Here is a 24,702-nt window from a genome sequence, read left to right on the forward strand (position 1 = left end):
ATGCCTACCCTGCGCTCCTTGTTTATCGCGGCCCTGCTGGGCCTGAGTCTTACTGTCGGCCCGCTTTACGCCGCCGAACCGCCGTCCAGCGACGCCGTGCAGGCCAGCCTGGATAAACTCGCCGACAGCAAACTGCCGGATGCCGATAAAAAGACCCTGCAAACCGTTCTGCAGAACACGCTCAACCAACTCAACAACAAAAGTGATTACGAACAGAAACTGATCGACCTCAAGCAACAACTAGCGACCGCGCCAAAACAGACCATCGAAAACGCCCGTGAACTGACGCGCCTCAAGGCCAGTAGCGTGGTGCCGGTGGCGCAGCGTTTCCCCAAGGAGTCGATTCAGCAACTGGAACAGATCCTCACCGATCGCTCCACCCAGCAGAGCGATCTGCAAAAAGCCCTGGCCGACGCCAACAGCCTGATCATCACTGCGCAGACTCGTCCCGAGCGCGCCCAGGCGGAAATCTCCGCCAGCCAGACGCGCATTCAGCAGATCAACAACATCCTCAAGTCCGGCAAGGACAGCGGTAAAACCATCAGCGGCGAGCAACGCGACCAATTGAACGCTGAGTTGGCGGCGCTGAACGCGCTGATCCCGCTGCGCCGTCAGGAACTGGCCGGCAACAGCCAGTTGCAGGATCTGGGCAATTCCCGGCACGACCTGCTCTCGGAGAAATCCGACCGCCTGGACCACGAGATTCAGGAACTGCAAACCCTGATCAACCAGAAACGTCTGGCGCAGTCTCAGGAAACCGTCACCCAGCAGTCGATCGAAGCGCAGAAGGCCGGTGGCAGCAGCCTGCTCGCCAGCGAAAGCACGGCCAACCTGAAGCTCTCGGACTACTTGCTCAAAAGCACCGACCGCCTCAACGAAGTCACCCAGCAGAACCTGCAAACCAAACAGCAACTCGACACCCTTACCCAAAGCGATTCGGCTCTGGACGAGCAGATCAACGTGCTCAAGGGCAGCCTGTTGCTGTCGAAGATTCTCTACAAGCAGAAACAGGCGCTGCCGCGTTTGAAGGTCGACCGCGATCTGGCGGACCAGATTGCCGACATTCGCCTGTATCAGTTCGAAGTCAGCCAACAGCGTGAGCTGCTGAGCAATCCGTCGACCTACGTCGATAACCTGCTGTCCACCCAGCCGCCGGAACAAGTCACCCCGCAACTGCGCAAAAGCCTGCTGGATCTGGCCAACACCCGCGCCGACTTGCTGGAGCGCCTGAACCGTGAACTGAGCGCGGTGCTCAACGAATCGATCACCCTGCAACTCAATCAGAAGCAACTGCTGAGCACCGCGCAAAGCCTGCGCGCGACGCTCGACGAGCAGATGTTCTGGATCCCGAGCAACAAACCGCTGGATCTGGAATGGATGCGCGGCGTGCCGGAGCGCCTCAAGCGTCAGGTCGACACCCTGCCGTGGGCTTCCAGCCTGAGCGAACTGGCCGACGGCCTGACCCAGCGACCGTTGCTGTTCCTGCCGCTGGCGCTGCTGATCGGCGCGCTGCTGTTGCGCCGCAAAAACCTGTATGCGCGCCTGAACAAGGTTCACCAGGACATCGGTCACTTCAAACGCGACAGCCAATGGCATACCCCGCAGGCGATTCTGATCAATATTCTGCTGGCGATGCCGGTGGCGCTCGGTCTGGCACTGTGCGGTCTGGCCTTGCAGATCGATGCACGCGGACAGAACACCAACATGGGCGCGGCGTTGATACAAATGGGGCAGGCGTGGCTGGTGTTCTACACCGCTTACCGGATTCTTGCGCCGGGCGGCGTGGCGGAGCTGCACTTTCGCTGGGAAAAACCGCAGGTCGAATTCCTTCAAGGCTGGGTACGGCGACTGGGGCTGGTGGTCCTGGCGCTGGTCGCGGTGGTCGCCGTGGCCGAATTGCAACCGGCAGCATTGGCCGACGACGTACTCGGCATGCCGGTGGTGTTGATTTGCTACGCCCTGATGGCATGGCTGCTCAGTCGTCTGCTGATCAGCAGCCCGGCCCACGAAAACACCTCGCTGTTTCGCAAAGCCCTCGGCGTGATGTTCACCCTGCTGCCGATCGCCCTGTTCACCGCCGTGTGCTTCGGCTACTACTACACCGCCCTGAAACTCAGTGATCGCCTGATCAACACCCTCTATCTGCTGATGTTCTGGCTGGTGATCGAAGCCACCTTCGTCCGTGGCCTGGCGGTTGCAGCAAGGCGTCTGGCTTACCAGCGCGCCTTGGCCAAACGCCAGGCCGCAAAAGAAGCCGGCGAAGGCGAAGCGGTGATCGAAGAGCCGACCCTGGACATCGAAAAGGTCAACGAACAGTCGCTGCGCCTGATCCGTCTGGCGCTGCTGGGCGGTTTCATCGCCGCGCTGTACTGGGTCTGGTCGGACCTGATCTCGGTGTTCTCGTACCTGGACAACATCACCCTCTACGAATACACCAGCGGCACCGGCTCGAACATGAGCATGGTGCCGATCAGCATCGGCGACATGCTCGGCGCACTGATCATCATCGGCATCACTTTCGCGCTGGCGCGCAACCTGCCGGGCCTGCTTGAAGTGTTCGTGCTGTCGAAACTCAATCTGGCCCAGGGCAGCGCCTACGCGACGACGACGCTGCTGTCGTATGTGATCGCGGGTGTCGGCTTCGTCTCGACCCTGTCGACCCTCGGCGTGAGCTGGGACAAGTTGCAGTGGCTGGTGGCGGCGCTGTCGGTCGGCCTCGGTTTCGGCATGCAGGAGATCTTCGCCAACTTCATCTCCGGCATCATGATCCTGTTCGAACGACCGGTCCGGATCGGCGACACCATCACCATCGGCAACCTGTCGGGCACGGTGAGCAAAATCCGCATCCGCGCCACGACCATCACCGACTTCGACCGCAAGGACATCATTGTCCCGAACAAGACGTTCATCACCGGGCAACTGATCAACTGGTCGCTGACCGACACCATTACCCGGGTCACACTCAAGCTGGGGGTGGATTACGGTTCGGACCTGGACCTGGTCAAGGAACTGCTCCTCAAGGCCGCCCGGGAAAACCCGCGAGTGCTCAAAGAACCCGAGCCGCACGTGTACTTCCTCAACTTCGGTGAAAGCACCCTCGACCATGAACTGCGCATGCATGTGCGCGATCTCGGTGACCGCAACCCGGTGATCGATGAGGTCAACCGCTTCATCAACCGCGAGTTCAAGACGCATCACATCAACATCTCGTTCCGCCAGATGGAGATTTACCTGAAGAATCTCCAGGGCCAGGAATACAAGCTGGTGCCGGCCGAGCCGGAAACCAAAACCGCCTTGCCGGGTGTCGGCGGGGAAAAACCACTGCAAGAGCCGCCGCCGGCCAAACTCGACTAACCGGTCTAATCCCAGCAGAATGCTCGGACATTCTGCTGGAGCCGGCCCTTGAAAGCCCTCGACGAACTGACCTTCGACAATCGCTTCGCCCGCCTGGGCGATGCGTTCTCAGCCCACGTGCTGCCTGAGCCGATCGACAATCCGCGTCTGGTCGTCGCCAGTGCCGCGGCCATGGCATTGCTGGACCTCGACCCGGCAACGGCTGAAACCGAGGAATTCGCCCAATTGTTTGGCGGCCACAAACTGTGGGCCGACGCTGAACCTCGGGCGATGATCTATTCCGGGCATCAGTTCGGCGGCTATACGCCGCAACTGGGCGATGGGCGCGGTTTGCTGTTGGGCGAGGTCTGCAACGCGGCGGGCGAACACTGGGACCTGCACCTCAAGGGCGCCGGGCAGACGCCGTTTTCGCGCATGGGCGATGGCCGTGCGGTACTGCGTTCGTCGATCCGTGAGTTCCTCGCTTCCGAAGCGCTGTACGCATTGAACATTCCTTCGTCGCGGGCAGCCTGCGTGATCGGTTCCGACACACCGGTCTGGCGCGAAAAGCAGGAGCGCGCGGCGATGGTGCTGCGTCTGGCGCCGAGCCACATCCGCTTTGGCCACTTCGAATATTTCTACTACACCAAGCGCCCCGAGCAGCAGAAGCAACTCGGCGAGCACGTACTGGCGATGCATTTCCCCGAATGCCTGGAACAACCGGAACCGTATCTGGCGATGTTCCGCGAAATCGTCGAGCGCAACGCCGAACTGATCGCCCAATGGCAGGCCTACGGCTTCTGCCACGGCGTGATGAACACCGACAACATGTCGATCCTTGGCATCACCTTCGACTTCGGCCCGTTCGCCTTCCTTGATGATTTCGACGCCAACTTCATCTGCAACCACTCCGACGATCAGGGCCGCTACTCGTTCAGCAATCAAGTGCCCGTCGGCCAGTGGAACCTCAGCGCACTGGCTCAGGCGCTGACGCCGTTCATCAGCGTCGAAGCCCTGCGCGAAACCCTGGGCCTGTACCTGCCGCTGTTTCAAGCGCATTACCTGGACCTGATGCGCCGTCGACTCGGTTTCACCACCGCTGAAGATGACGATCAATTGCTGCTGGAAAACCTGCTGCAACTGATGCAGAACAGCGGCGTCGATTACACGCTGTTCTTCCGCCATTTGGGTGAAACCTCACCGGAACAGGCCCTCGCCCGCTTGCGTGACGACTTCGTCGATATCAAGGGTTTCGATGCCTGGGGCGAGCGTTACGTGGCGCGGGTTGCCCGCGAAGGCACGCGTGATCAGGAACAGCGCCGGGCGCGGATGCACGCGGTGAATCCGCTGTACATCCTGCGCAATTATCTGGCGCAGAAAGCCATCGATGCGGCTGAGCAAGGGGATTACTCAGAGGTGCGCCGTTTGCATGCGGTGCTGAGCAAGCCGTTCGAGGAGCAGCCGGGGATGGAGAGTTATGCAGAGCGGCCGCCGGAGTGGGGCAAGCATTTGGAGATCAGTTGTTCTTCTTAAAGGGCTGGACTCCATCTTGATAAGCGATTCGTGCGTCTCCAGATAAGGCGTACGCATCGTAAACCTTCTCCGAGCCGAACATGACCAACCCACTCCTGATCCCCTGCCCCTCCTGCAACGGCCTTAACCGCATCCCCGCCGAGCGCCTCGCCGACCAGCCGAAGTGCGGCCGCTGCAAATCCGCGGTGCTGTTGAGCAAACCGTTCGAACTCAAGCAAGGCGACTACGCCAGCCAGATCAAGGGCGATCTGCCGCTATTGGTTGACGTATGGGCCGACTGGTGCGGGCCGTGCAAGTCGTTTGCGCCGGTGTTCGAGCAGGCGGCGGCGCAGTTGGCGGGCAAGTGCCGGCTGGCCAAGCTTGATAGCGAGGCGAATCAGCAGTTGTCGGCGCAGTTGGGGATTCGCTCGATTCCGAGTCTGATTCTGTTCAGGAACGGCCGGGAAGTGGCGCGTCAGAGTGGCGCGTTTGCGCTGCCGCAGTTGATGAGCTGGCTGCGCAGCCAAGGGATCTGACACACCCCAACACCCCATGTGGGAGCGGGTTTGCTCGCGAAGGCGTCGGATCCGTCAACTAAAGTATTGAATGTGACGGCCCTTTCGCGAGCAAGCTCGCCCGCACCAGGGACTAAGTGTGTCTCAGAACCTCAGGCGTCTTCGAGCAGGTTGTGCAGTTCAACAAATTGCTGGGTCAGCTTGTGTCGCGGATCGAGGTGGATCAGCGGTGTGCTGGCCTGATGCGACTCGCGCATGCGCACCGAACTGCTCAGATACACCGGCAGCACCGGCAATCCTTCTGCGATCAGTTCATCAAGCATCTGCTGCGGCAGACTCGCCCGGGCCTGGAACTGATTGACCACGATGCCCTCGACTTCCAGCCCTTCGTTGTGGTCTTCCTTCAACTCCTGGATTTCCGCGAGCAAGCCGTACAGGGCCTGACGCGAGAAGCTGTCGCAATCGAAGGGAATCAGTACGCGATCTGCGGCAATCAGCGCCGATACCGCATAAAAATTCAGCGCCGGCGGCGTATCGAGGTAGATCCGGTCGTAATCTTCCGACAGCTCATCGAGCAACTTACGCAGTTTGTTGATCTTGTGTTTGGCTTCGAGCTTGGGCTGCAAGTCCGCGAGTTCGGCGGTCGCGGTGATGATGTGCAGGTTGTCGAACGGCGTTTCGTAGATATCCGCCTGATTCTTTTTCGAGAAGGGCCCCGAGGACAGGGTCTGCTTGAAGAAATCGGCAATACCCATCGGGATGTCGTTGCCAGTGAGCCCCGTCAGATACTGAGTGGAGTTGGCCTGGGCATCGAGATCCACCAACAGCGTGCGATAACCCTCGCTGGCGCTGACCGCCGCCAGATTGCAGGCAATGCTGGATTTGCCTACACCACCTTTCTGATTGAACACCACGCGCCGCATGACAAAACCTCCGTGTATCAAAGAATGACCGAGTGTAGATGCGGGCGACCGTGCTTCGCTACCTTCACCGACACGGACTACAAGGTCATACATCAATATCCGGCGACAGGCAGAGTAAAAACCGCCATCAAACACCAACATGTCCGACAGACAGACTGCATTCAATGTGAATAATGGCCAAGTGACAGTTTTGTCGCGAACCACTCGGTACATTTCATTGCACAAAATGTAACCAACATTTGCTACACACTCCTTGCACCGGGATAATGCGCGCCACCCGGCGCCAAGCGCCACGCCACCTCCAGCGCAGTCGGTTCATCTGCGCCGCGGCTTTGGCGACTCAAAATGCGTCAACAGAAGCCCGCAGGGGCGGGATGAGCGTCCGTGATCAACTTCAACATCGCCCAATGGCGCGCGTGGGCCCCGGGGCTCGACAGCGTGGACGCCTGGCAGGCCTGGAGCCGACAACCGGTCGAGCTCCAGAGCAGTGATGCCGCGCCCGATGTATCGTTCTTGCCGGCCATGCAGCGGCGCCGACTCAGTCGCCTCGCCCGAATGGCCTTCAGTGTTGGCTGGCCGCTGGCCGACGGACGGGAACACCTGCCACTGGTGTTCGTCTCCCGCCACGGCGAAACCCCGCGCACCTACGAAATTCTCAGTGATCTTGCCAAAGACGAACCGCTGTCACCGACCCAGTTCAGCCTGTCGGTGCACAACGCGATCATCGGCCTGTGGTCGATCATGCGTGGCGAAACCAGCGAAATGACGGCCCTCGCCGCTGCGGGCGACGGCCTCGAACACGGCATGCTTGAAGCCGCCGCTCTGCTGAACGAAGGCGCCCCGGCGGTGTTGCTGGTGATCACCGAAGAACAGCCGCCCGAAGCCTATTGGCAGTGGATCGACGATGTGCCGTTTCCGTACGCACTCGGTCTGTTGCTGACCCCCGGTACCGACTGGCGGCTGAGCCTGAACAGCACCTCGCAAGCACTGTCCAAAGCACAATGGCCCCACGCACTGAGTCTGTTGCGCACCCTGCTCGGCCAGCAACCCCTTTGCCAGCATGCCTGGAAAAATCGTCTATGGACCTGGCAACGCAACCCATGACCGAGAAAAAACGTGACGCCTATTACTGGCGCCTGCTCGCCACCGCCGCCAGTTTCGCGCTGTTCGGTCTCGGTGGACTGTGCCTGCGCGTACTGGTGTTTCCGCTGCTCGCCTGCCTGCCCGGCGATGCCTTGGCCCACCGCCAGCGTGCGAGGCAGACCGTCAGTCGGCTGTTCTGGTTTTTCGTACGGTTCATGGCCCGCTCCGGCGTGCTGACCTACGACATTCAAGGTGCCGAACGTTTGGGCCGACCGGGGCAAATGATCATCGCCAACCACCCGTCGCTGATCGATGTGGTGTTTCTCATCGGCCTCGTGCGTCAAGCCAATTGCGTGGTGAAGAAAAGCCTGTGGGAAAACCCCTTCACCCGGGGTCCGCTGCGCAGCACCGAATACATCAGCAACGACGGCAGCATGGACATGCTCGATGCCGCCGCCGAGTCTCTGCAAAACGGCCAGACCCTGATCATTTTCCCCGAAGGCACGCGCACTCAACCGGGACAGGCACCCGCCTTTCATCGGGGCGCCGCAGCCATTGCCCTGCGGGGTGCGAAGATCCTAACGCCGGTGATCATCACCGTCAGCCCGACCACTTTGACCAAAGCCGAACCCTGGTATCGGATCCCCAGTCGCCGTGTGCACTTCAGTTTTCGTGTCGGCGCCGATATAGACCCACAGACATTCGCAGCGCAAGGGCCTGCACCGCAGGCCTCACGCAAGCTCAACGATTATTTGCACTCTTACTTTATTAAGGAGCTCGCCCAAGATGAGCGATCTGCATCGGGACATTAAAGAGCTGATCATCGACGCCCTCGGCCTCGAAGACATCAGCGTTGAAGACATTGACGACGATCAGACACTGTTCGGCGAAGGCCTGGGCCTGGACTCCGTCGACGCACTGGAACTGGGCCTGGCGATCCAGAAAAAATACGGCATCAAGATCGATGCTGATGCCAAAGACACCCGTAACCATTTCTCCAACGTGGCGAGCCTTGCGGCATTCGTCACGGCAAAACAGGCAGCTTGAGACCGGACCATGCAAACTCGTGATGACATTTTCAACACCCTGCGCGATGCCCTGGTCGAGCTGTTCGAACTGGACCCGGCCCGTGTGAGCCTGGACTCCAACCTGTATCAGGATCTGGAAATCGACAGCATCGATGCGGTCGATCTGATCGATCACATCAAACGCCAGACCGGCAAGAAAATCGCCGCTGAAGAGTTCAAATCGGTGCGTACCGTGGGTGACGTGGTCGAGGCGGTCTACCGTCTGGTTCAACCGGCCGCATGAGCCGATTGATCGGCCTCGGCCTGTTACTGGCCGGCCTGCTGTACCCCTTTGCGGTGTATTTCGGCATGGAGCACTTCGCCCCGTGGCAGTTCGGACTGCTGCTGGGCAGCCTGTGGCTGGCGCGGGCACTGACCGGCGAGCGCAAGCCAGGCAGCCTGTGGATGGCCAGCGTGGCCATCGTGTTCTGCCTGCTGCTGGCGGTGTTCGATAGCCCAATGCTGCTGCGCTGGTACCCCGTGCTGATCAGCGGTTTCATGCTGGCGCTGTTCAGCCTGAGCCTGAAATTCGGCCCACCGATGGTCGAACGGCTGGCGCGGCTGCGTGAGCCGCAGTTGCCCGCCAACGCGATTCGCTACACCCGCAAGGTCACCGTAGCGTGGAGCATCTTTTTCTTCTGCAACGGTTTGTGCGCCGCCCTCCTCACCCTGTGGGCGCCGCTGAATTGGTGGATGTTGTACACCGGCCTGATTTCCTACGGATTGATCGGCCTGATGTTTGCCATTGAATGGCTGATACGACAACGGGTAAGAGGCCGTACATGAACTGGATAAAACTTGAGCAGTTATTGCTCAAGGCGCTGCCGACGCGGGCGATCAGCCACGCACCTGCACTCGATCACGCGCAACTGCGCGAGCAAGCGCTACGCGTTGCCGCCGGCCTGCAAGCTCAGGGTGTACGGCGCTTGGCCGTGCATCTGGAAGACGCCGCCGATCTGGCCATCGCCCTGTTAGGCGCCTGGCGCGCAGGTGTCCAAGTGTTGCTGCCCTCGGATCTGCAAGCGCAGACCCGTCAGCGCTGGTCAGATGAAGTCGACCTGTGGCTGACCGATCAAAGCGGTGACAGCCATTTAGGGGACTTCGATCAGCCGCCATTGCCCGGCGCGGAACTGGATCTGGATGAGTGCCGCTTGAGCCTGTGTACTTCCGGTTCCAGCGGCGAGCCCAAGCGCATCGACAAATCCCTGCGCCAACTGGCCAATGAAGTCCACGCGCTGGAGCAGCTCTGGGGGGCGGATCTCGGTGAAGCCTGCATCATCGGCAGTGTCGCGACTCAGCACATCTACGGTTTGCTGTTCCGTGTGCTCTGGCCGCTGTGCGCCGGTCGAACGTTCGTGCGCAAGCAACTGGCCTTCTCCGAAGATTTGCAACGCGCCAGCCGCGAGCACTCGACCTTTGCCTGGGTCGCCAGCCCGGCGCTGCTCAAGCGCATGGGTGACAACCTCGACTGGCCGGCCCTGAGCGCAGTGCGCCGGGTATTTTCCTCCGGTGGCGCGCTGCCGGCAGAAGCCGCACAGAGCCTGCATCAACGCCTGCAACAGTGGCCGACGGAAATCCTCGGCAGCTCCGAAACCGGTGGCATCGCCTGGCGTCAGGGCGCAACGCTGTGGCAACCCTTCGCCGACGTCGAACTGACTCAGGACAACGACGGCGCACTGCTGATTGCCTCACCCTATCTGCCCGCCGGGCATGTCGAACACACCGCCGACGCTGCGCGCATCGGCGCCGATGGTCGTTTCGAACTGCTCGGGCGACTGGACCGGATCGTCAAACTGGAAGAAAAACGCATCTCGCTGCCAATGCTCGAGCACGCCCTGATCGCCCATGATTGGGTCGCGGAAGCGCGTCTGGGTGTGGTGCAGGAAAACCGTGCGTCGTTGGGCGCCTTGCTGGTGCTCAGCGAGTCGGGCCTGTTTGCCCTGCGTGAACATGGCCGCCGCAGCCTCACCGAAGCCCTGCGCAAGCACCTCAGCGAGCATTGCGAAGCCCTCGCGCTGCCGCGTCGCTGGCGTCTGCTGCGTCAATTACCGCTGAACAGCCAAGGCAAGCTGCCGCAGGCCGATGTCGAAGCGCTACTGCTGGCGCCCCGGCCGAAAGCCCCCGATGTGCTGGATCAGCTTGAAACCGACGGTGAATGGAGCCTGCAACTCAGTGTTCCACCGGACCTGGCCTATTTCAGCGGCCACTTCCCCAAAGCCCCGGTGTTGCCGGGCGTGGTGCAAGTGGAATGGGCGCTGAACCTCGGCCGCCAACGGCTGAACCTGCGCGGTACGTTTGCCGGCATGGAAGTGTTGAAGTTTCAGCAACTGGTGCGCCCTGGCGATGAAATTCAACTGCACCTGCGCTTCGATCCCGAACGCAACAAGCTGTATTTCGCCTATCGCAACGACACCGCCACCTGCTCCAGCGGCCGGATCTTGCTGGAGACCGCTCATGCATAACCCTTGCGCTGTGATCCCGGTCTACAACCACGAAACCGCGATCACCACCGTGGTCGACGCCCTGCTCGCCCAAGGCCTGCCGTGCATTCTGGTGGACGACGCCAGCACGCAATCCTGCGCGCGCGTACTTGAGGGGCTGGCCGAACGCGACAACGTTTTTCTGGTGCGCCTGACCGCCAATCAGGGCAAGGGCGGCGCGGTGATGACCGGCCTGCGCGAAGCCGCAAGACTGGGTTTCAGCCATGCACTGCAGGTCGATGCCGACGGCCAGCATGACTTGCACGACGTCGCTCGTTTCGTCGAAGAATCCCGAGCGCATCCACACGCGATGATCTGCGGTTATCCGCTGTTCGATGAAAGCGTGCCCAAGGGCCGTTTGTATGCCCGCTACCTGACCCACGTGATGGTGTGGATCAACACGCTGTCGCTGCAGATCCGCGATTCGATGTGCGGTTTTCGGGTGTACCCGCTGGCCTCGACGCTGGCGTTGATCAACTCGGCGAAAGTCGGCAAACGCATGGATTTCGACTCGGACATTCTGGTACGCCTGTCGTGGCGCAATCAGCCGATGCGCTGGCTGCAAACCAGCGTGCATTACCCGTTGGATGGAGTCTCGCACTTCCGTCTGTTCCACGACAACGCACTGATTTCCAGCATGCACACCCGGTTGTTCTTCGGCATGTTGCTGCGCTTTCCGCTGATCCTCTGGCGGCGGTGGCGCGCATGAATACCGAGACCGACAAAAAACACTGGGCCGACCGCGAGGAACGCGGCAGTTTCCTGTTGATGAAATTCACCGCGCTCGCCGCCAAAGTCCTTGGACGTCGGCTGCTGAGCCCATTGCTGTACGGCATCGTCCTGTACTTTTTCCTGTTTGGGCGAGTCGCGCGGCGCAGTGCCTGGCAATACCAGCAACGCCTGGCCGACTGGAGCCAGCGCGAAGACTTGCAGCCGAACCATTGGCAGGTGTTCGGCCAGTTCATGGCCTTCGCCGATTCGATGCTCGACAAGCTCGACGTGTGGAACGGCAAACTCAAAATCGAGCAGATCGAAATCATCGACCCGGCGCTGCTGCGCAATCAGTTGCGCGGCAGTCGCGGGCAACTGCTGGTCGGCGCGCACCTGGGCAATCTCGAAGTGTGCCGCGCACTGGCGGAGATCGGCGAAAAAGTCACCATGAATGTGCTGGTACACACCAAGCACGCCGAGCAGTTCAACCGTTTGCTCGGCGAGGCCGGGGCGACCAATCTGCGCCTGATTCAGGTCAGCGAACTCGACCCGGTGATCATGCTGCAACTGCACGAACGCCTGGAGCGCGGTGAGTGGCTGGCGATTGCCGGCGACCGCGTGCCGCTGCATGGCGGGCGCAGCGTGACCGTCGATTTCCTTGGCCACCCGGCGCCGTTCCCGCAAGGGCCATGGCTGCTGGCCGGTCTGCTCAAATGCCCGGTCAACCTGCTGATGTGCCTCAAACAACCCGACGGCCACTACCGCCTGACCCTCGAACCGTTCGCCGACGCCGTAGTGTGGAAGCGCAGCGAGCGCGAGCAGGTCATTCATCAGTGGGCGACCCGCTATGCGCAGCGCCTGAGTCACTATTGCCTCGAAGCGCCGCAACAATGGTTCAACTTTTACCCTTTCTGGAAGACCGATGACGACGCCAACCCATGAGCCGGTAACCTTCGGCGAACGCCCTTTGCGCATCGAAGACGTGCTGGCCCTGGCCAACCGTCAGGCGCCCGTGCAGTTGCAGAGCGACGCGGTTTACCGTGAACGCATCGCCAAAGGCGCACGGTTCCTCGATTCGCTGCTGGACAAGGAAGGCGTGATCTACGGCGTAACCACCGGTTACGGCGATTCCTGCGTGGTCGCGGTGCCGCTGCATCACGTCGAAGCGTTGCCGCGTCATCTCTACACCTTCCACGGTTGCGGCCTCGGCAAACTGCTCGACGCCCAGGCCACCCGCGCCGTGCTGGCGGCGCGTTTGCAGTCGCTGTGCCACGGTGTTTCCGGGGTGCGGATTGAACTGCTGGAGCGTCTGCACGCCTTCCTCGAATACGACATCCTGCCGCTGATCCCCGAAGAGGGTTCCGTCGGCGCCAGCGGCGACCTGACGCCGCTGTCCTACGTCGCGGCAACGCTGTCCGGCGAGCGCGAAGTGATGTTTCGTGGCGAGCGCCGTCAGGCTGCCGATGTGCATCGCGAACTCGGCTGGACGCCGCTGGTGTTGCGCCCCAAAGAAGCGCTGGCATTGATGAACGGCACCGCTGTGATGACAGGCCTCGCCTGCCTGGCCTACGCCCGCGCCAATTACCTGCTGCAACTGGCCACGCGCATCACCGCGCTCAACGTGGTGGCGCTGCAAGGCAATCCGGAACACTTCGACGAGCGTCTGTTCGCCGCCAAGCCGCATCCGGGGCAAATGCAGGTCGCCGCGTGGCTGCGCAAGGATCTGGCCATCGACGCGCCGACTGCGCCGCTGCATCGCTTGCAGGATCGCTATTCGCTGCGCTGCGCCCCGCACGTGCTCGGCGTACTGGCCGACAGCCTGAACTGGCTGCGTTCGTTCATCGAGACCGAACTCAACAGCGCCAACGACAACCCGATCATCGACGCCGAAGCCGAACGTGTCTTGCACGGTGGGCACTTCTACGGCGGGCACATTGCGTTCGCCATGGACAGCCTGAAAAACCTCGTGGCCAACGTGGCCGACCTGCTCGACCGTCAACTGGCGTTGCTGGTGGACGAGCGTTACAACCACGGTTTGCCGAGCAACCTGTCCGGCGCTACGGCTGATCGGGCGATGCTCAACCATGGCTTCAAGGCTGTGCAGATCGGCACCAGCGCCTGGACCGCCGAAGCGTTGAAAAACACCATGCCGGCCAGCGTCTTCTCGCGCTCCACCGAGTGCCACAACCAGGACAAGGTGAGCATGGGCACCATCGCTGCCCGCGACGCGATCCGCGTGCTGGAACTGACCGAACAGGTTGCCGCCGCCACGCTGCTGGCCGCGAACCAAGGCGTGTGGCTGCGAGGTCAGGCCGCAGACGCTCGGCCACTGCCACCCGCACTGGCCGCGATGCACGAGGAACTTGCCCATGACTTCCCGCCGGTCATCGAAGACCGTGCACTGGAAGGCGAACTGCGCCTGTGCCTGCAACGCATCGCCGCGCAACACTGGAGGTTGCATGCGTAGTGCCGGAGTGCTTCACGCCGATACGGAAATCCTCGTACCGTTCTTTGACGTCGATACCCTGCACGTGGTCTGGCACGGCCATTACGTCAAATACCTCGAAGTGGCGCGTTGCGCGCTGCTGGACAAGATCGGCCACAACTACACACACATGGTCGAGTCCGGTTACGCCTGGCCGATCATCGACCTGCAACTGCGCTATGTGCGTGGCGCGGTGTTCGGCCAGAAGCTGAACGTGCGCGCCAGCCTGGTCGAGTGGGAAAACCGTCTGAAGATCAACTACCTGATCACCGATCTGCAAACCGGCGAACGCCTGACCCGCGCCAGCTCGGTGCAGGTCGCGGTCGAGGTCTGCAGTCGCGAGATGCAACTGGCCTCGCCGAAAGTCTTCACCGATGCCGTGGAAAGGATGCTGCGATGAACCTGCTTCTTGGAAGTCTCGGCGCGCTGGCGCTGCTGGCCGTGTCGACGTTGGCCAACGCCTTCGACCTGCAACAGCTCAGCGAGCAACTGGCCAAACCGGACGTAATCCACGGCCAGTTCATTCAGGAAAAACACCTGCGCGCCCTGCCTCAGCCGCTGGTCAGCAAGGGCCGTTTCGTCCTCGCCAAAAACCTTGGCCTGCTCTGGCGACTGAAAACCCCGCTGCAGCAGGACTACCGCATCAGCGCCAAAGGCATTGCCCGGCGTGACGCCAGTGGCTGGCAATGGCTGCCGAACAAAAGCGCCGGGGCCGAACAGAACCGTTTGTTCCTCGCTGTATTGCAAGGTGATAGCAGTGGTCTGCAACGGGATTTCGAACTGGCCCTGAGCGGCGATGCGCAGAAGTGGACACTGACCCTGACCCCGCGCTCGTTATTGCTCAAGCAAGTGTTCAACCAGATCAACATCAACGGCGGCGCACTGGTGCAAACCATCGAACTGCTGGAAACCCAGGGCGACAGCACTGTACTGCGCATGCAGGACAGCACCGCCGACCAACCGCTGAGCGACGCGGAGCAACATGACTTTGCCGAGTGAACGCAAGCTGCCGTGGCTGTTTCTGATCCTGCTGCTGGCGGTGATCGCACTGGCCGGTTGGCAGTGGCGCGACGGTGCGCCGTTGTCGGCCAACCTGATGGAACTGGTGCCGGGCACAAACCCGGACGCCCTCCAATTGCGCGCCGAACAACGCATGCAGGAACCGCTCAACCGCGAAATGCTGGTGCTGGTCGGCCACACTGATCGTCAGAAGGCGTTGGCCATGGCCCAGACCCTGGGCGAGCAGTGGCAAGCCAGCGGACTGTTTGAAACCGTGCAGTGGAACCTGCAAGCAGACCTGCCGGCCCTGCGCAAACAACTGCTGGACGGTCGGCTGGCGATGCTCTCGGCGGATGATCGGCAATTGCTGAGTGAACATCCCGACGCCTTCATCCAGCAACGGGTGCAGGCGCTGTACGACCCCTTTACCGGCTTCAGTCTGGTCCCCAGTCAGGATGACTGGCTGGGCCTGACCGGGCGCATCCAGAACAGCCAGCCCAAGCACGGCGCAGTGCAACTGGACATCGGCAGCGGTGCATTGGTCGCTGATGCCGACGGCAAGAACTGGGTCATGCTGCGCGCGCGCACCACCGGCAACGCCTTCGACATGAACCTGCCGCTGCAAGTCGCCGCCCTGCTGCAAAACAGCCGCGAGCAAGCGGCTGAATCAGGTGTGCAACTGCTGGCCGCCAGCGGTCTGCTGTACGCGGCCAATGGTCAACAGCAAGCCACTCGCGAGATGACCTGGGTCGGCGGCGGTGCCACCCTCGGTATTCTGTTGCTGCTATTGCTCGCCTTCCGCCGATGGCAGGTGTTGCTGGCATTTATGCCGGTGCTGGTCGGCATGTTGTTTGGTGCGGTGACGTGTGTGGCGCTGTTCGGCCATATGCATGTGATGACCCTGGTATTGGGCTCCAGCCTGATTGGCGTGGCGGTGGATTACCCGCTGCACTACCTGTCCAAGAGCTGGAGTTTCAAGCCCTGGCGCAGTTGGCCGGCCTTGCGTCTGACCCTGCCTGGGCTGACATTGAGCCTGATCACCAGCGTCATCGGTTATCTGGCACTGGCGTGGACGCCCTTCCCGGCGCTGACGCAAATTGCCGTGTTCTCCGCCGCCGGGTTGCTCGGTGCCTACCTCTCGGCGGTGTGCCTGCTGCCGGCGCTGTTGCGCAATGTCGAACTGCGCCCGGCACAATGGCCACTGCATCTGGCCGAGCGTCTGGTGAATCTGCGAGAACGACTGCTTGAACACATCTGCACACCGGTACTGTTGGCACTGCTGATCGCCTTCTGCATCGGCGGCCTGGTGCAACTGCAAAGCAAAAACGACATCCGCCAATGGGTCGGCACGCCACAACGCCTGACCGATGAAGCGCAGACCATTGCACGCATCACCGGCTATCAACCGACCAGCCAGTTCTTCCTGATTCGCGCCGCCAATCAGCAGCAATTGCTCGAACGTCAGGCCGCACTGAGCGGGCGCCTGCAACAACTGGTCAACCTCGACAAGCTGCAAGGGTATCTGGCGCTCGATCAACTGGTCAGCCCGCCAGGTCAGCAGCAGACAGTGCGTGATGCGTTGAGCAAACTGTCGCAGCACTGGCAACCACTGCTCGACCTCGGCGTGCCCCTCGCCGCGCTGCAAAACGAGCTGCAACAGCTAAAAAATCTACCCGCCAAGGACATCGACGCCGCGCTGGCCGGCCCGCTTGGCGAACCCTATCGCACGCTGTGGCTCGGTCCGACCGAGCACGGCGTTGCGGCAATGACCAGCCTGCAAGGCCTGAACAACCCGGCGCTGTTGCGGGTGCAGACGCAAGACCTGCCGGGCGTTGTCCTGGTGGATCGTCTCGGCAAGCTCAATGATGTTTTCGCCGCGACCCAGATCAGCGCCGCCGAACTGAAACTCGCCTCCTGCGTGTTGATCGTACTGGTGCTGATCGTGCCGTTCGGTTTAGGCGGCGCATTGCGCATCGTGGCCCTGCCATTGCTCGCGGCGCTGTGCAGCCTGGCCAGCCTTGGCTGGCTCGGCCAGCCGCTGACCCTGTTCAGTCTGTTCGGCTTGTTGCTGGTCACGGCCATCAGCGTCGATTACGCGATCCTCATGCGTGAGCAGGTTGGCGGCGCGGCGGTCAGCCTGCTCGGCACGTTGCTGGCCGCCGTGACGACGTGGCTGTCGTTCGGTCTGCTGGCGGTGTCGAGTACACCGGCGGTGAGCAACTTCGGTCTGTCAGTGAGCCTCGGACTGGCCTTCAGCTTCATTCTTGCCCCTTGGGCCGGGCGTCATGTCCACACGCCCCTGAATACCACCGCCATCGCGCCCGAGAGTTCACATGCCCATCATTGAAACGCAGCGTCGCCAGGTCGTCATTATCGGCGCTGGCCCCTCCGGCGCCATCGCCGCCGCGCTGCTCAAGCGCAAGGGCCACGATGTGCTGGTGATCGAGCGCCAGCACTTCCCACGCTTTTCCATCGGTGAAAGCCTGCTCAGTCATTGCCTGGATTTCGTCGAAGAGGCTGGCATGCTCGACGCCGTCAACGCCGCTGGCTTCCAGCGCAAGACCGGCGCGGCGTTTGCCTGGGGCGAGCGCTACAGCGCGTTCGATTTCAGCGACACCTTCACCGACGGAAAACCGACGACATTCCAGGTGCAACGCGCCGATTTCGACAAACTGCTGGCCGACCAAGCGGCGCTGCAAGGTGCTGAAATCCGCTATGGCGATGCCATCGTCGGCGTCGATTTCGACCGGGCGAAACCGCAGCTCGATGTGCGCCGCGAAGACGGCAGTGAGTACCGCCTCGAGGCGGATTTCGTGCTCGATGCCAGTGGTTACGGGCGCGTGCTGTCACGTTTGCTCGATCTCGAAGCGCCGTCGAATTTCCCGGTGCGCCAAGCGGTGTTCACCCACGTCGAAGACCACATCGACCACCCGGCCTTCGACCGCGAAAAAATTCTCGTCACCACCCACCCGCAACATCGCGATATCTGGTTCTGGACGATCCCGTTCAGCCACGGCCGTTGCTCGGTGGGCGTGGTCGCCGCCGCAGAACATTTCGCGGGTCGCGATGCAGATCTCGATGCCTGCCTGCGCGGTTTCATCGCCGAAACGCCCAGCCTCGCCCGTGTGCTGAACAACGCGGTGTGGGACACCCCGGCGCGAACCCTCGGTGGTTATGCGGCCAACGTCAAAACCCTGCACGGGCCGGGCTTCGCGTTGCTCGGTAATGCCGCTGAGTTTCTCGACCCGGTGTTCTCTTCCGGCGTGACCATCGCCATGCGTTCGGCGAGCATGGCCGCCGCCGTGCTGCACCGTCAGTTGCAAGGCGAAACCGTCGATTGGCAGCGCGAATTCGCCGAGCCGCTCAAACGCGGCGTCGACACCTTCCGCTGCTACGTCGAGGGCTGGTACGCCGGCACCTTTCAGGACGTGATTTTCTATGAAGACAGTCAGGCGGAGATTCGCCGGATGATCTGCTCGATCCTCGCCGGCTACGCCTGGGATGAGCGCAACCCGTTCGTCAGCGAAGCGCGCCGCCGGTTGAAGATGATTTCCGAACTTTGTGCAAAGGACGCCCCATGAGTTACCTGAGCGACAACTATGTCGAAGAAACCCGCTTCGGTTTCTGGTTCCTGCGCAGCCACACCTGGCAGCACCATGTGTTACGTGTAGCGATCAACGATCTACGCAGCCTGTTCAGCGAAACGCTGCCCGCGAACCCGGTGCTGCTGGACGCCGGCTGCGGCCAGGGCAAGTCGTTCCGCCACCTGAGCCAGACCTTCGCCCCGCAACGTTTGATCGGTATCGACGCCGATCCGCACAGCCTTCAATTGAGCGGTGAAGAAGCGGCGCGGCAGGGTTTGGACGTCGAGTTGATCGGCAGTGATTGCGCAACCCTCAACGTGCCGGATGCCAGCGTTGATCTGCTGTTCTGTCACCAGACGTTCCATCACCTGGTCGAACAGGAAAAAGCCCTGGCCGAGTTCTATCGCGTGCTCAAACCGGGTGGCTATCTGCTGTTCGCCGAGTCAACCGAGGCCTACATTGATACGTGGGTGATTCGTTGGCTGTTCCGCCATCCGATGCATGTGCAGAAGAGTGCAGCGCAGTATCTGCAGATGATTCGTGAACAAGGTTTCGAGTTTGGCGAGCGCAATGTTTCGTACCCGTATTTGTGGTGGAGCCGCTCGAAAGATTTTGGCTTGCTGGAACGGTTTGGATTGCGCAAGCCCAAGCCGTTTGGCCAGCGGGAGGAAACGTTGGTGAACGTTGTCGCCCGAAAACCATTAGCAGGGGCGTGCTGATGCAACACCTGACCTGTGGGAGCGGGCTTGCTCGCGAAAGCGGTGGATCAGCTTGCATTGATGCCGGATGTGCCGACGCCTTCGCGAGCAAGCCCGCTCCCACAGGGGTTGTGGTGTGGCTGGTATTGTTGGTATCGGCCCTGTTGAGTGGTTGCGCCAGCCAGGCGCCACTGCCGGCGGGCAACCCTGCTTTGCCACTGCCGCTGCAATTGCACATCGAGCAACTCCAGGGCGATCAGCGTCAAGACTGGCTCTTGGTGATCCAGCGCGAGGGCCCCGGCATTCGCTGGTCGATGATGGACCCGCTGGGCATTCCTCAGGCGCGCCAGCAATTGATCGACGGTCATTGGCAGCCCGATGGTCTGCTGCCGCCCAACCCGCAGGCCCGGGAGCTGTTCGCCGCGCTGTTGTTTGCCCTGACCCCGTCCGGCGAACTGCTACGCAATTACCCCGCCGCGCTGCAGCACGACGGGCAACGTTCCCTGGCGCCGCGCTGGAACATTCGTTATTCACAACCGTTGAGCTTCGATGTGAACCTGCCTCAAGGCCCGCACTATCGCGTGTCCCCACTCGGTGAACCGACGCCATGACTGCCTACCTGAATGCCCTCGGCGTGATCTGCGCCCTGGGTCGCGACAAGCAAGAAGTGGCCCGCAAGCTGTTTGCCGGCGATTGCTCGGGCATGTGCAGTGAATCCGGCTGGGTGCCCGAGCGTGTGTTGCCGGTAGCGGCGGTACACGGTGAACTGGCGCCGATTCCCGCAGCGCTTCATGACCAGAGCAGCCGCAACAATCAACTGTTGCTGGAAGCCGCGCTGCAGATCCGCGAAGACATCGATCAGGCGATCCAGACCTTTGGCCGCGAGCGCATCGGCGTGGTGCTCGGCACCAGCACCTCGGGCATCGACGAGGCCAGTCGTGGCCTGGCGCACTTCATTCGCGAGCAGCAGTTCCCGGTCGAGTATGACTATCGGCAACAGGAACTCGGCGCCCCGGCCAACTTCCTCGCCGACTGGCTGCAATTGAGCGGCCCGGCTTATGTGATTTCGACCGCCTGCACCTCCAGCGCCCGCGCCTTGATGAGCGCACAGCGCCTGCTTGATCTGGGCCTGTGCGACGCGGTGCTGTGCGGCGGTGTCGACAGCCTGTGCAAACTGACCCTCAACGGTTTCTCGTCGCTGGAAGCCATGTCCGACGAGCGCTGCAATCCGTTCTCGGCCAACCGCAACGGCATCAACATCGGTGAAGCAGCGGTGCTGTTCGTCATGAGCAAGCAACGGGGCGACGGCCCGGCCATCGCCTTGCTCGGGGCGGGTGCCAGCTCTGACGCGCATCACATTTCCGCCCCGGAACCGAGCGGCCGCGGTGCACTGCAAGCGATGCACAAAGCCTTGAGTCGCGCCCACCTGCAAGCCGCGCAGATCAACTATCTGAACCTGCACGGCACCGCGACCCAACACAACGACGCCATGGAAAGCCTGGCCGTCGCCACGCTGTTTCCCGACGGCGTGGCCTGCTCATCGACCAAACCGATGACCGGTCACACCCTTGGTGCGGCCGGTGCGCTGGAAGCCGCTTTCTGCTGGCTGAGCCTGAGTGCCGACAATCACGAACACGCACTACCACCGCACGTCTGGGATGGCCAGGCCGATCCCGCGCTGCCGCCGCTCAAATGGGTGACTGCGAACGCACGCCTGACGTCCATTGCACCGCGCTACCTGATGAGCAACTCGTTTGCCTTCGGGGGCAACAACGTCAGCCTGATTATCGGAGACGCCCCATGACCGACTGGCCGCTCGCCGAATTACTGCCGCACGCCGGCGACATGATCCTGATCGACCAAATCATCAGCTTCGATGAAGAGCAGATTTACACCCGGCTCACGGTCAAACCTGACAGCCTGTTCAGCCTGCCCGACGGTAGCCTGCCCGCGTGGGTGGGCATCGAACTGATGGCGCAAAGCGTCGCTGCCTTCGCCGGTTGCCATGCACGATTGAAAGGCAATCCGGTGGAACTGGGCTTCCTGCTCGGCACGCGCAAGTTCGAGTGCAACGTCGCCGCGTTCGCCGCTGGCAGCGAGTTGACCGTTCACGGCATCCGCTCGCTGGAAGACGACAACGGCATGGGCGTGTTCGAATGCCATATCAACGCTGACGGCATCCACGCCAGCGCCCGGCTGAATGTATTCCGCCCACCTGCGGCGGCTGATTATCTTGAACAGAAAAAGGCGTCGAACGATGACTGAATCCGTACTGGTCACCGGCTCCAGCCGTGGCATCGGCCGCGCCATTGCGTTGCGCCTGGCGCAAGCCGGGCACGACATCGTCCTTCATTGCCGCAGCGGCGTTGCCGAGGCGCAAGCGGTACAGGCTGAAATCGAAGCGCTGGGCCGCCACGCGCGCATCCTGCAATTCGATGTAGCCGATCGCGAAGCCTGCAAAAGCATTCTTGAAGCCGACGTCGAAACCCATGGCGCGTATTACGGCGTCGTGCTCAACGCCGGCCTGACTCGCGACGGCGCTTTCCCCGCGCTGAGCGACGACGATTGGGACGTGGTACTGCGCACCAACCTCGACGGTTTCTATAACGTCCTGCACCCGGTGATGATGCCGATGATCCGCCGCCGCGCCGCTGGTCGCATTGTTTGCATCACTTCGGTGTCGGGATTGATCGGCAACCGTGGCCAGGTCAACTACAGCGCCTCCAAGGCTGGCGTGATCGGTGCGGCGAAAGCGTTGGCGATCGAACTGGGCAAGCGCAAAATCACCGTTAACTGCGTCGCGCCGGGCCTGATCGACACGGCGATGCTCGACGAAAACGTGCCGGTGGAAGAACTGATGAAAATGATCCCCGCACAACGCATGGGCACCCCTGAAGAGGTGGCCGGTGCGGTGAATTTCCTGATGTCGGCGGAAGCCTCGTACATCACCCGCCAGGTCCTGGCGGTCAACGGAGGCTTGTGCTGATGAAGCGCGTCGTCGTCACCGGCATGGCCGGCATCACCTCGCTGGGCAGCGACTGGGAAACCATCTCGGGCAACTTCGCGGCCAACCGCAGCGGCATTCGGCGGATGGACGAGTGGGATCGCTTCAGCGAGCTCAATACGCGTCTGGCCGGGCCCATCGATGATTTTGTCGTCCCTGCACATTGGACGCGCAAACAACTGCGCAGCATGGGCCGGGTGTCGCGACTCGCCGTCGGCGCGGCGGAACAAGCCCTGGCCGACGCCGGCCTGCTCGGTGACGCATCGATCAAGGACGGGCGTATGGGCGTGGCCTGCGGGTCGTCCACCGGCAGCACCGACGAGATCAAGGCGTTCGGCAACATGCTGCTCAACTCGGTGGCCGAGGGCCTCAACGCCAACTCCTACGTGCGCATGATGCCGCACACCACAGCGGCGAATATCAGCATCTTCTTTGGCCTCACCGGGCGCCTGATCCCGACGTCCAGCGCCTGCACCAGCGGCAGTCAGGGCATCGGTTATGCCTACGAGGCGATCAAGTTCGGCCGCTTGCCGCTGATGCTCGCTGGCGGTGCCGAAGAACTCTGCCCGACCGAAGCCATGGTCTTCGACGCGCTCTACGCCACCAGCCTGAAAAACGATGCGCCACAAACCAGCCCACGCCCGTACGACAAGGGCCGCGATGGTCTGGTGATAGGTGAAGGCGGCGGCATGCTGGTCCTTGAAGAGCTGGAACATGCTCTGGCGCGCGGTGCGCACATCCACGCCGAGATCGTCGGTTTCGGCAGCAACGCCGACGGCCAGCACACCACACGCCCGGAACAAGTGACCATGCGCCGTGCCATGGAATTGGCGCTGGAAGACGCCGGCCTGACGCCGCAGGCCATCGGTTATGTAAATGGCCACGGCACCGCTACAGAACAGGGCGACATTGCCGAAACACTGGCGACCAGCAGTTTGTTCGGTGAACGCATGCCGATCAGCTCGCAGAAGAGTTTCCTCGGCCACACGCTCGGGGCCTGCGGGGCGCTGGAGTCGTGGTTCAGCATCGAGATGATGAATCGCGACCTGTACGTGCACACGTTCAACCTCGACGAGGTCGATCCGCACTGCGGCAAGCTCGACTACCTGCGCGGTGAATTCCGCCAGATGAGCAACGAATACGTGATGAACAACAATTTCGCTTTTGGTGGCGTCAACACCTCGTTGATTTTCCGCCGCTGGCACTGACCGCAACACGTTTGGAGTGAAGGGAATGACTCAGTTTCACCGCATCGCCGCTCTGTTGGCACTGGCTTTTGTGCTCGGCGGTTGCACCAGCAAACCGGTTTACAACGCCAAGGAAGAGTTCTCGCCCAACCTCGGTTTCACCCAGCAACAGATGAGCCGCGCCATCGTTACCGCGCTCAACGACCGCCAGTGGGTCGTGCAATCGGTACGCCCGGGCATGATCAAGGCCGCGATCACCGTACGCGGTCGCCACCACGCCGAAGTCGACATCCCGTTCAGCCCGACCTCGTTCGAAATCGACTATCGCAGCAGCTACGGCCTCGATGCCAAGGACGGCAAGATCCACGGCAACTACAACCGTTGGGTCAACCGCCTGCGCGACAACGTACTCAAGGAGCTGTCGATCAACCCGGACATCGAGTTCGTCAACGACCTGGGCATCGTCAAGCAAGGCGCCGACGAACCGACCTACCTGAGCTTTCGCGAAGGCGTCAAACGCGCCACCGACGCCGGCCTGCTGGACGGCAGCGTGAAGTTCTACCTGGCTGGCGAAACGCTGCCCAAGCAAGTGCGCAAACTCGACACCGTGAGCAGCAGCCGCAAGACCAACGGCTCGAACAAGTCCGACGAAGACGCCTGCTTCTGGGCGCTGCAATCGGCGCTGGCGACCCTGCAGAACGCCGCGAAAAAAGCTGACGCCAACGCCGTGATCAACATCGCCAGCGTCGACCAGCGCGACCTGTACAAAGACACCGAAAAATTCCAGTGCCGCGCGGGGATGCTGGTTTCCAGCGTGGCGTTGCGTGGTGACCTCGCGCACGTGGATTGATGGGATTGCAGAAACGACAAAGGGCGCCAATTCAGACTGTGTGAAAACACACTGATGGTGGTTTCAAGCAAACGCCCCGACTTGTTCGGGGCGTTGGCTTTTGTGCGGACGGCAGACGAAAAAGGGCGTTTCAGCCCATCAACGCCATCAACTGACGTGCGCCGAGCACGTTAATCGCTCTTTTCAGGTTATAGGCGTTCACCGCCAAGGCCATTTCGGCTCTCGCCCCCTCGAGCTGTCGCAGCAAGAAGCGAGCGTTGCCAAACAACCA

The 24,702-nt window shown here is 61.7% G+C and carries 24 protein-coding genes; 23 read left to right on the plus strand and 1 reads right to left on the minus strand.

Going from position 1 to position 24,702, the window contains the following annotated elements:
• The 3 genes from mscK (at position 1) to trxC (ending at position 5,381) form a co-directional block, all read left to right on the plus strand.
• The gene (gene mscK / locus AACY11_RS14540) at positions 1 to 3,354 is read left to right on the plus strand and encodes a mechanosensitive channel MscK (RefSeq protein WP_339432246.1); all 3,354 of its coding nucleotides are present in this window, start codon (positions 1 to 3) and stop codon (positions 3,352 to 3,354) included.
• Positions 3,355 to 3,402: 48 nt separating this feature from the next.
• On the plus strand, positions 3,403 to 4,866 hold the full coding sequence (selO, locus tag AACY11_RS14545) for a protein adenylyltransferase SelO (protein ID WP_339465376.1): 1,464 nt from the start codon (positions 3,403 to 3,405) through the stop codon (positions 4,864 to 4,866).
• Positions 4,867 to 4,946: 80 nt separating this feature from the next.
• The gene (trxC, locus tag AACY11_RS14550; RefSeq protein WP_339465377.1) at positions 4,947 to 5,381 is read left to right on the plus strand and encodes a thioredoxin TrxC; all 435 of its coding nucleotides are present in this window, start codon (positions 4,947 to 4,949) and stop codon (positions 5,379 to 5,381) included.
• A 131-nt stretch (positions 5,382 to 5,512) separates the two neighbouring features.
• Here the strand turns inward: trxC and AACY11_RS14555 are convergent, their stop codons facing one another.
• Positions 5,513 to 6,283, minus strand: coding sequence for a ParA family protein (locus AACY11_RS14555; protein ID WP_339432243.1), 771 nt, complete (start codon positions 6,281 to 6,283; stop codon positions 5,513 to 5,515).
• Positions 6,284 to 6,667: 384 nt separating this feature from the next.
• Here AACY11_RS14555 and AACY11_RS14560 point away from each other — a divergent pair, with 384 nt between their 5' ends.
• Genes AACY11_RS14560 through AACY11_RS14655 form a run of 20 tightly spaced genes read left to right on the plus strand, consistent with a single transcriptional unit; the run spans position 6,668 to position 24,431 of the window.
• Positions 6,668 to 7,387 (plus strand): beta-ketoacyl synthase chain length factor, encoded by a 720-nt coding sequence (locus AACY11_RS14560; protein WP_339465379.1) that lies wholly within the window; start codon positions 6,668 to 6,670, stop codon positions 7,385 to 7,387.
• Complete coding sequence (locus AACY11_RS14565) at positions 7,363 to 8,178, plus strand: lysophospholipid acyltransferase family protein (protein ID WP_339495051.1); 816 nt, start codon at positions 7,363 to 7,365, stop codon at positions 8,176 to 8,178. The genes AACY11_RS14560 and AACY11_RS14565 overlap by 25 nt, the downstream gene beginning before the upstream one ends.
• Positions 8,153 to 8,413, plus strand: a complete 261-nt coding sequence (locus tag AACY11_RS14570) for a phosphopantetheine-binding protein (protein WP_339432240.1) — start codon at positions 8,153 to 8,155, stop codon at positions 8,411 to 8,413. The genes AACY11_RS14565 and AACY11_RS14570 overlap by 26 nt, the downstream gene beginning before the upstream one ends.
• A gap of 9 nt (positions 8,414 to 8,422) precedes the next feature.
• A complete protein-coding gene (locus tag AACY11_RS14575; RefSeq protein WP_064388843.1) occupies positions 8,423 to 8,677 on the plus strand; it encodes an acyl carrier protein in 255 nt (84 codons plus the stop codon).
• Positions 8,674 to 9,219 (plus strand): hypothetical protein, encoded by a 546-nt coding sequence (locus AACY11_RS14580; protein ID WP_339495052.1) that lies wholly within the window; start codon positions 8,674 to 8,676, stop codon positions 9,217 to 9,219. The genes AACY11_RS14575 and AACY11_RS14580 overlap by 4 nt, the downstream gene beginning before the upstream one ends.
• Positions 9,216 to 10,895: an AMP-binding protein gene (locus tag AACY11_RS14585; protein ID WP_339432238.1), complete on the plus strand. Its 1,680-nt coding sequence runs from the start codon at positions 9,216 to 9,218 to the stop codon at positions 10,893 to 10,895. The genes AACY11_RS14580 and AACY11_RS14585 overlap by 4 nt, the downstream gene beginning before the upstream one ends.
• A complete protein-coding gene (locus AACY11_RS14590) occupies positions 10,888 to 11,622 on the plus strand; it encodes a glycosyltransferase family 2 protein (RefSeq protein ID WP_339432237.1) in 735 nt (244 codons plus the stop codon). Before AACY11_RS14585 ends, AACY11_RS14590 begins: the two co-directional genes overlap by 8 nt.
• Positions 11,619 to 12,566, plus strand: coding sequence for an LpxL/LpxP family acyltransferase (locus AACY11_RS14595; protein ID WP_339465381.1), 948 nt, complete (start codon positions 11,619 to 11,621; stop codon positions 12,564 to 12,566). Before AACY11_RS14590 ends, AACY11_RS14595 begins: the two co-directional genes overlap by 4 nt.
• Entirely contained in the window at positions 12,547 to 14,091 is a 1,545-nt protein-coding gene (locus AACY11_RS14600) for an HAL/PAL/TAL family ammonia-lyase (RefSeq protein ID WP_339495054.1), read from the plus strand. The genes AACY11_RS14595 and AACY11_RS14600 overlap by 20 nt, the downstream gene beginning before the upstream one ends.
• The gene (locus tag AACY11_RS14605; protein ID WP_339432234.1) at positions 14,084 to 14,509 is read left to right on the plus strand and encodes an acyl-CoA thioesterase; all 426 of its coding nucleotides are present in this window, start codon (positions 14,084 to 14,086) and stop codon (positions 14,507 to 14,509) included. The genes AACY11_RS14600 and AACY11_RS14605 overlap by 8 nt, the downstream gene beginning before the upstream one ends.
• Complete coding sequence (locus tag AACY11_RS14610; RefSeq protein WP_339465383.1) at positions 14,506 to 15,108, plus strand: outer membrane lipoprotein carrier protein LolA; 603 nt, start codon at positions 14,506 to 14,508, stop codon at positions 15,106 to 15,108. The genes AACY11_RS14605 and AACY11_RS14610 overlap by 4 nt, the downstream gene beginning before the upstream one ends.
• Positions 15,092 to 17,455, plus strand: coding sequence for an MMPL family transporter (locus AACY11_RS14615; RefSeq protein ID WP_339495056.1), 2,364 nt, complete (start codon positions 15,092 to 15,094; stop codon positions 17,453 to 17,455). The genes AACY11_RS14610 and AACY11_RS14615 overlap by 17 nt, the downstream gene beginning before the upstream one ends.
• Entirely contained in the window at positions 17,442 to 18,689 is a 1,248-nt protein-coding gene (locus AACY11_RS14620) for an NAD(P)/FAD-dependent oxidoreductase (protein WP_339495057.1), read from the plus strand. The genes AACY11_RS14615 and AACY11_RS14620 overlap by 14 nt, the downstream gene beginning before the upstream one ends.
• On the plus strand, positions 18,686 to 19,411 hold the full coding sequence (locus tag AACY11_RS14625; RefSeq protein WP_339432230.1) for a class I SAM-dependent methyltransferase: 726 nt from the start codon (positions 18,686 to 18,688) through the stop codon (positions 19,409 to 19,411). The genes AACY11_RS14620 and AACY11_RS14625 overlap by 4 nt, the downstream gene beginning before the upstream one ends.
• Positions 19,411 to 20,001, plus strand: coding sequence for a hypothetical protein (locus AACY11_RS14630; protein ID WP_339495059.1), 591 nt, complete (start codon positions 19,411 to 19,413; stop codon positions 19,999 to 20,001). Before AACY11_RS14625 ends, AACY11_RS14630 begins: the two co-directional genes overlap by 1 nt.
• Entirely contained in the window at positions 19,998 to 21,194 is a 1,197-nt protein-coding gene (locus AACY11_RS14635; RefSeq protein ID WP_339432228.1) for a beta-ketoacyl-[acyl-carrier-protein] synthase family protein, read from the plus strand. Before AACY11_RS14630 ends, AACY11_RS14635 begins: the two co-directional genes overlap by 4 nt.
• A complete protein-coding gene (locus AACY11_RS14640) occupies positions 21,191 to 21,655 on the plus strand; it encodes a hotdog family protein (RefSeq protein ID WP_339432227.1) in 465 nt (154 codons plus the stop codon). Before AACY11_RS14635 ends, AACY11_RS14640 begins: the two co-directional genes overlap by 4 nt.
• The gene (fabG, locus tag AACY11_RS14645) at positions 21,648 to 22,376 is read left to right on the plus strand and encodes a 3-oxoacyl-ACP reductase FabG (protein ID WP_221731292.1); all 729 of its coding nucleotides are present in this window, start codon (positions 21,648 to 21,650) and stop codon (positions 22,374 to 22,376) included. Before AACY11_RS14640 ends, fabG begins: the two co-directional genes overlap by 8 nt.
• Positions 22,376 to 23,602: a beta-ketoacyl-ACP synthase gene (locus AACY11_RS14650; protein WP_339465386.1), complete on the plus strand. Its 1,227-nt coding sequence runs from the start codon at positions 22,376 to 22,378 to the stop codon at positions 23,600 to 23,602. Before fabG ends, AACY11_RS14650 begins: the two co-directional genes overlap by 1 nt.
• A 25-nt stretch (positions 23,603 to 23,627) precedes the next feature.
• Positions 23,628 to 24,431 carry a hypothetical protein gene (locus AACY11_RS14655; protein WP_339432225.1) on the plus strand — a complete coding sequence of 268 codons (804 nt, stop codon included), beginning with the start codon at positions 23,628 to 23,630 and terminating at the stop codon, positions 24,429 to 24,431.
• Positions 24,432 to 24,702: the final 271 nt, after the last annotated feature.

The sequence above is a fragment of the Pseudomonas sp. RA_105y_Pfl2_P56 genome, assembly GCF_963970845.1.
In the GTDB taxonomy this organism is placed as follows: Bacteria; Pseudomonadota; Gammaproteobacteria; order Pseudomonadales; family Pseudomonadaceae; genus Aquipseudomonas; species Aquipseudomonas baetica_A.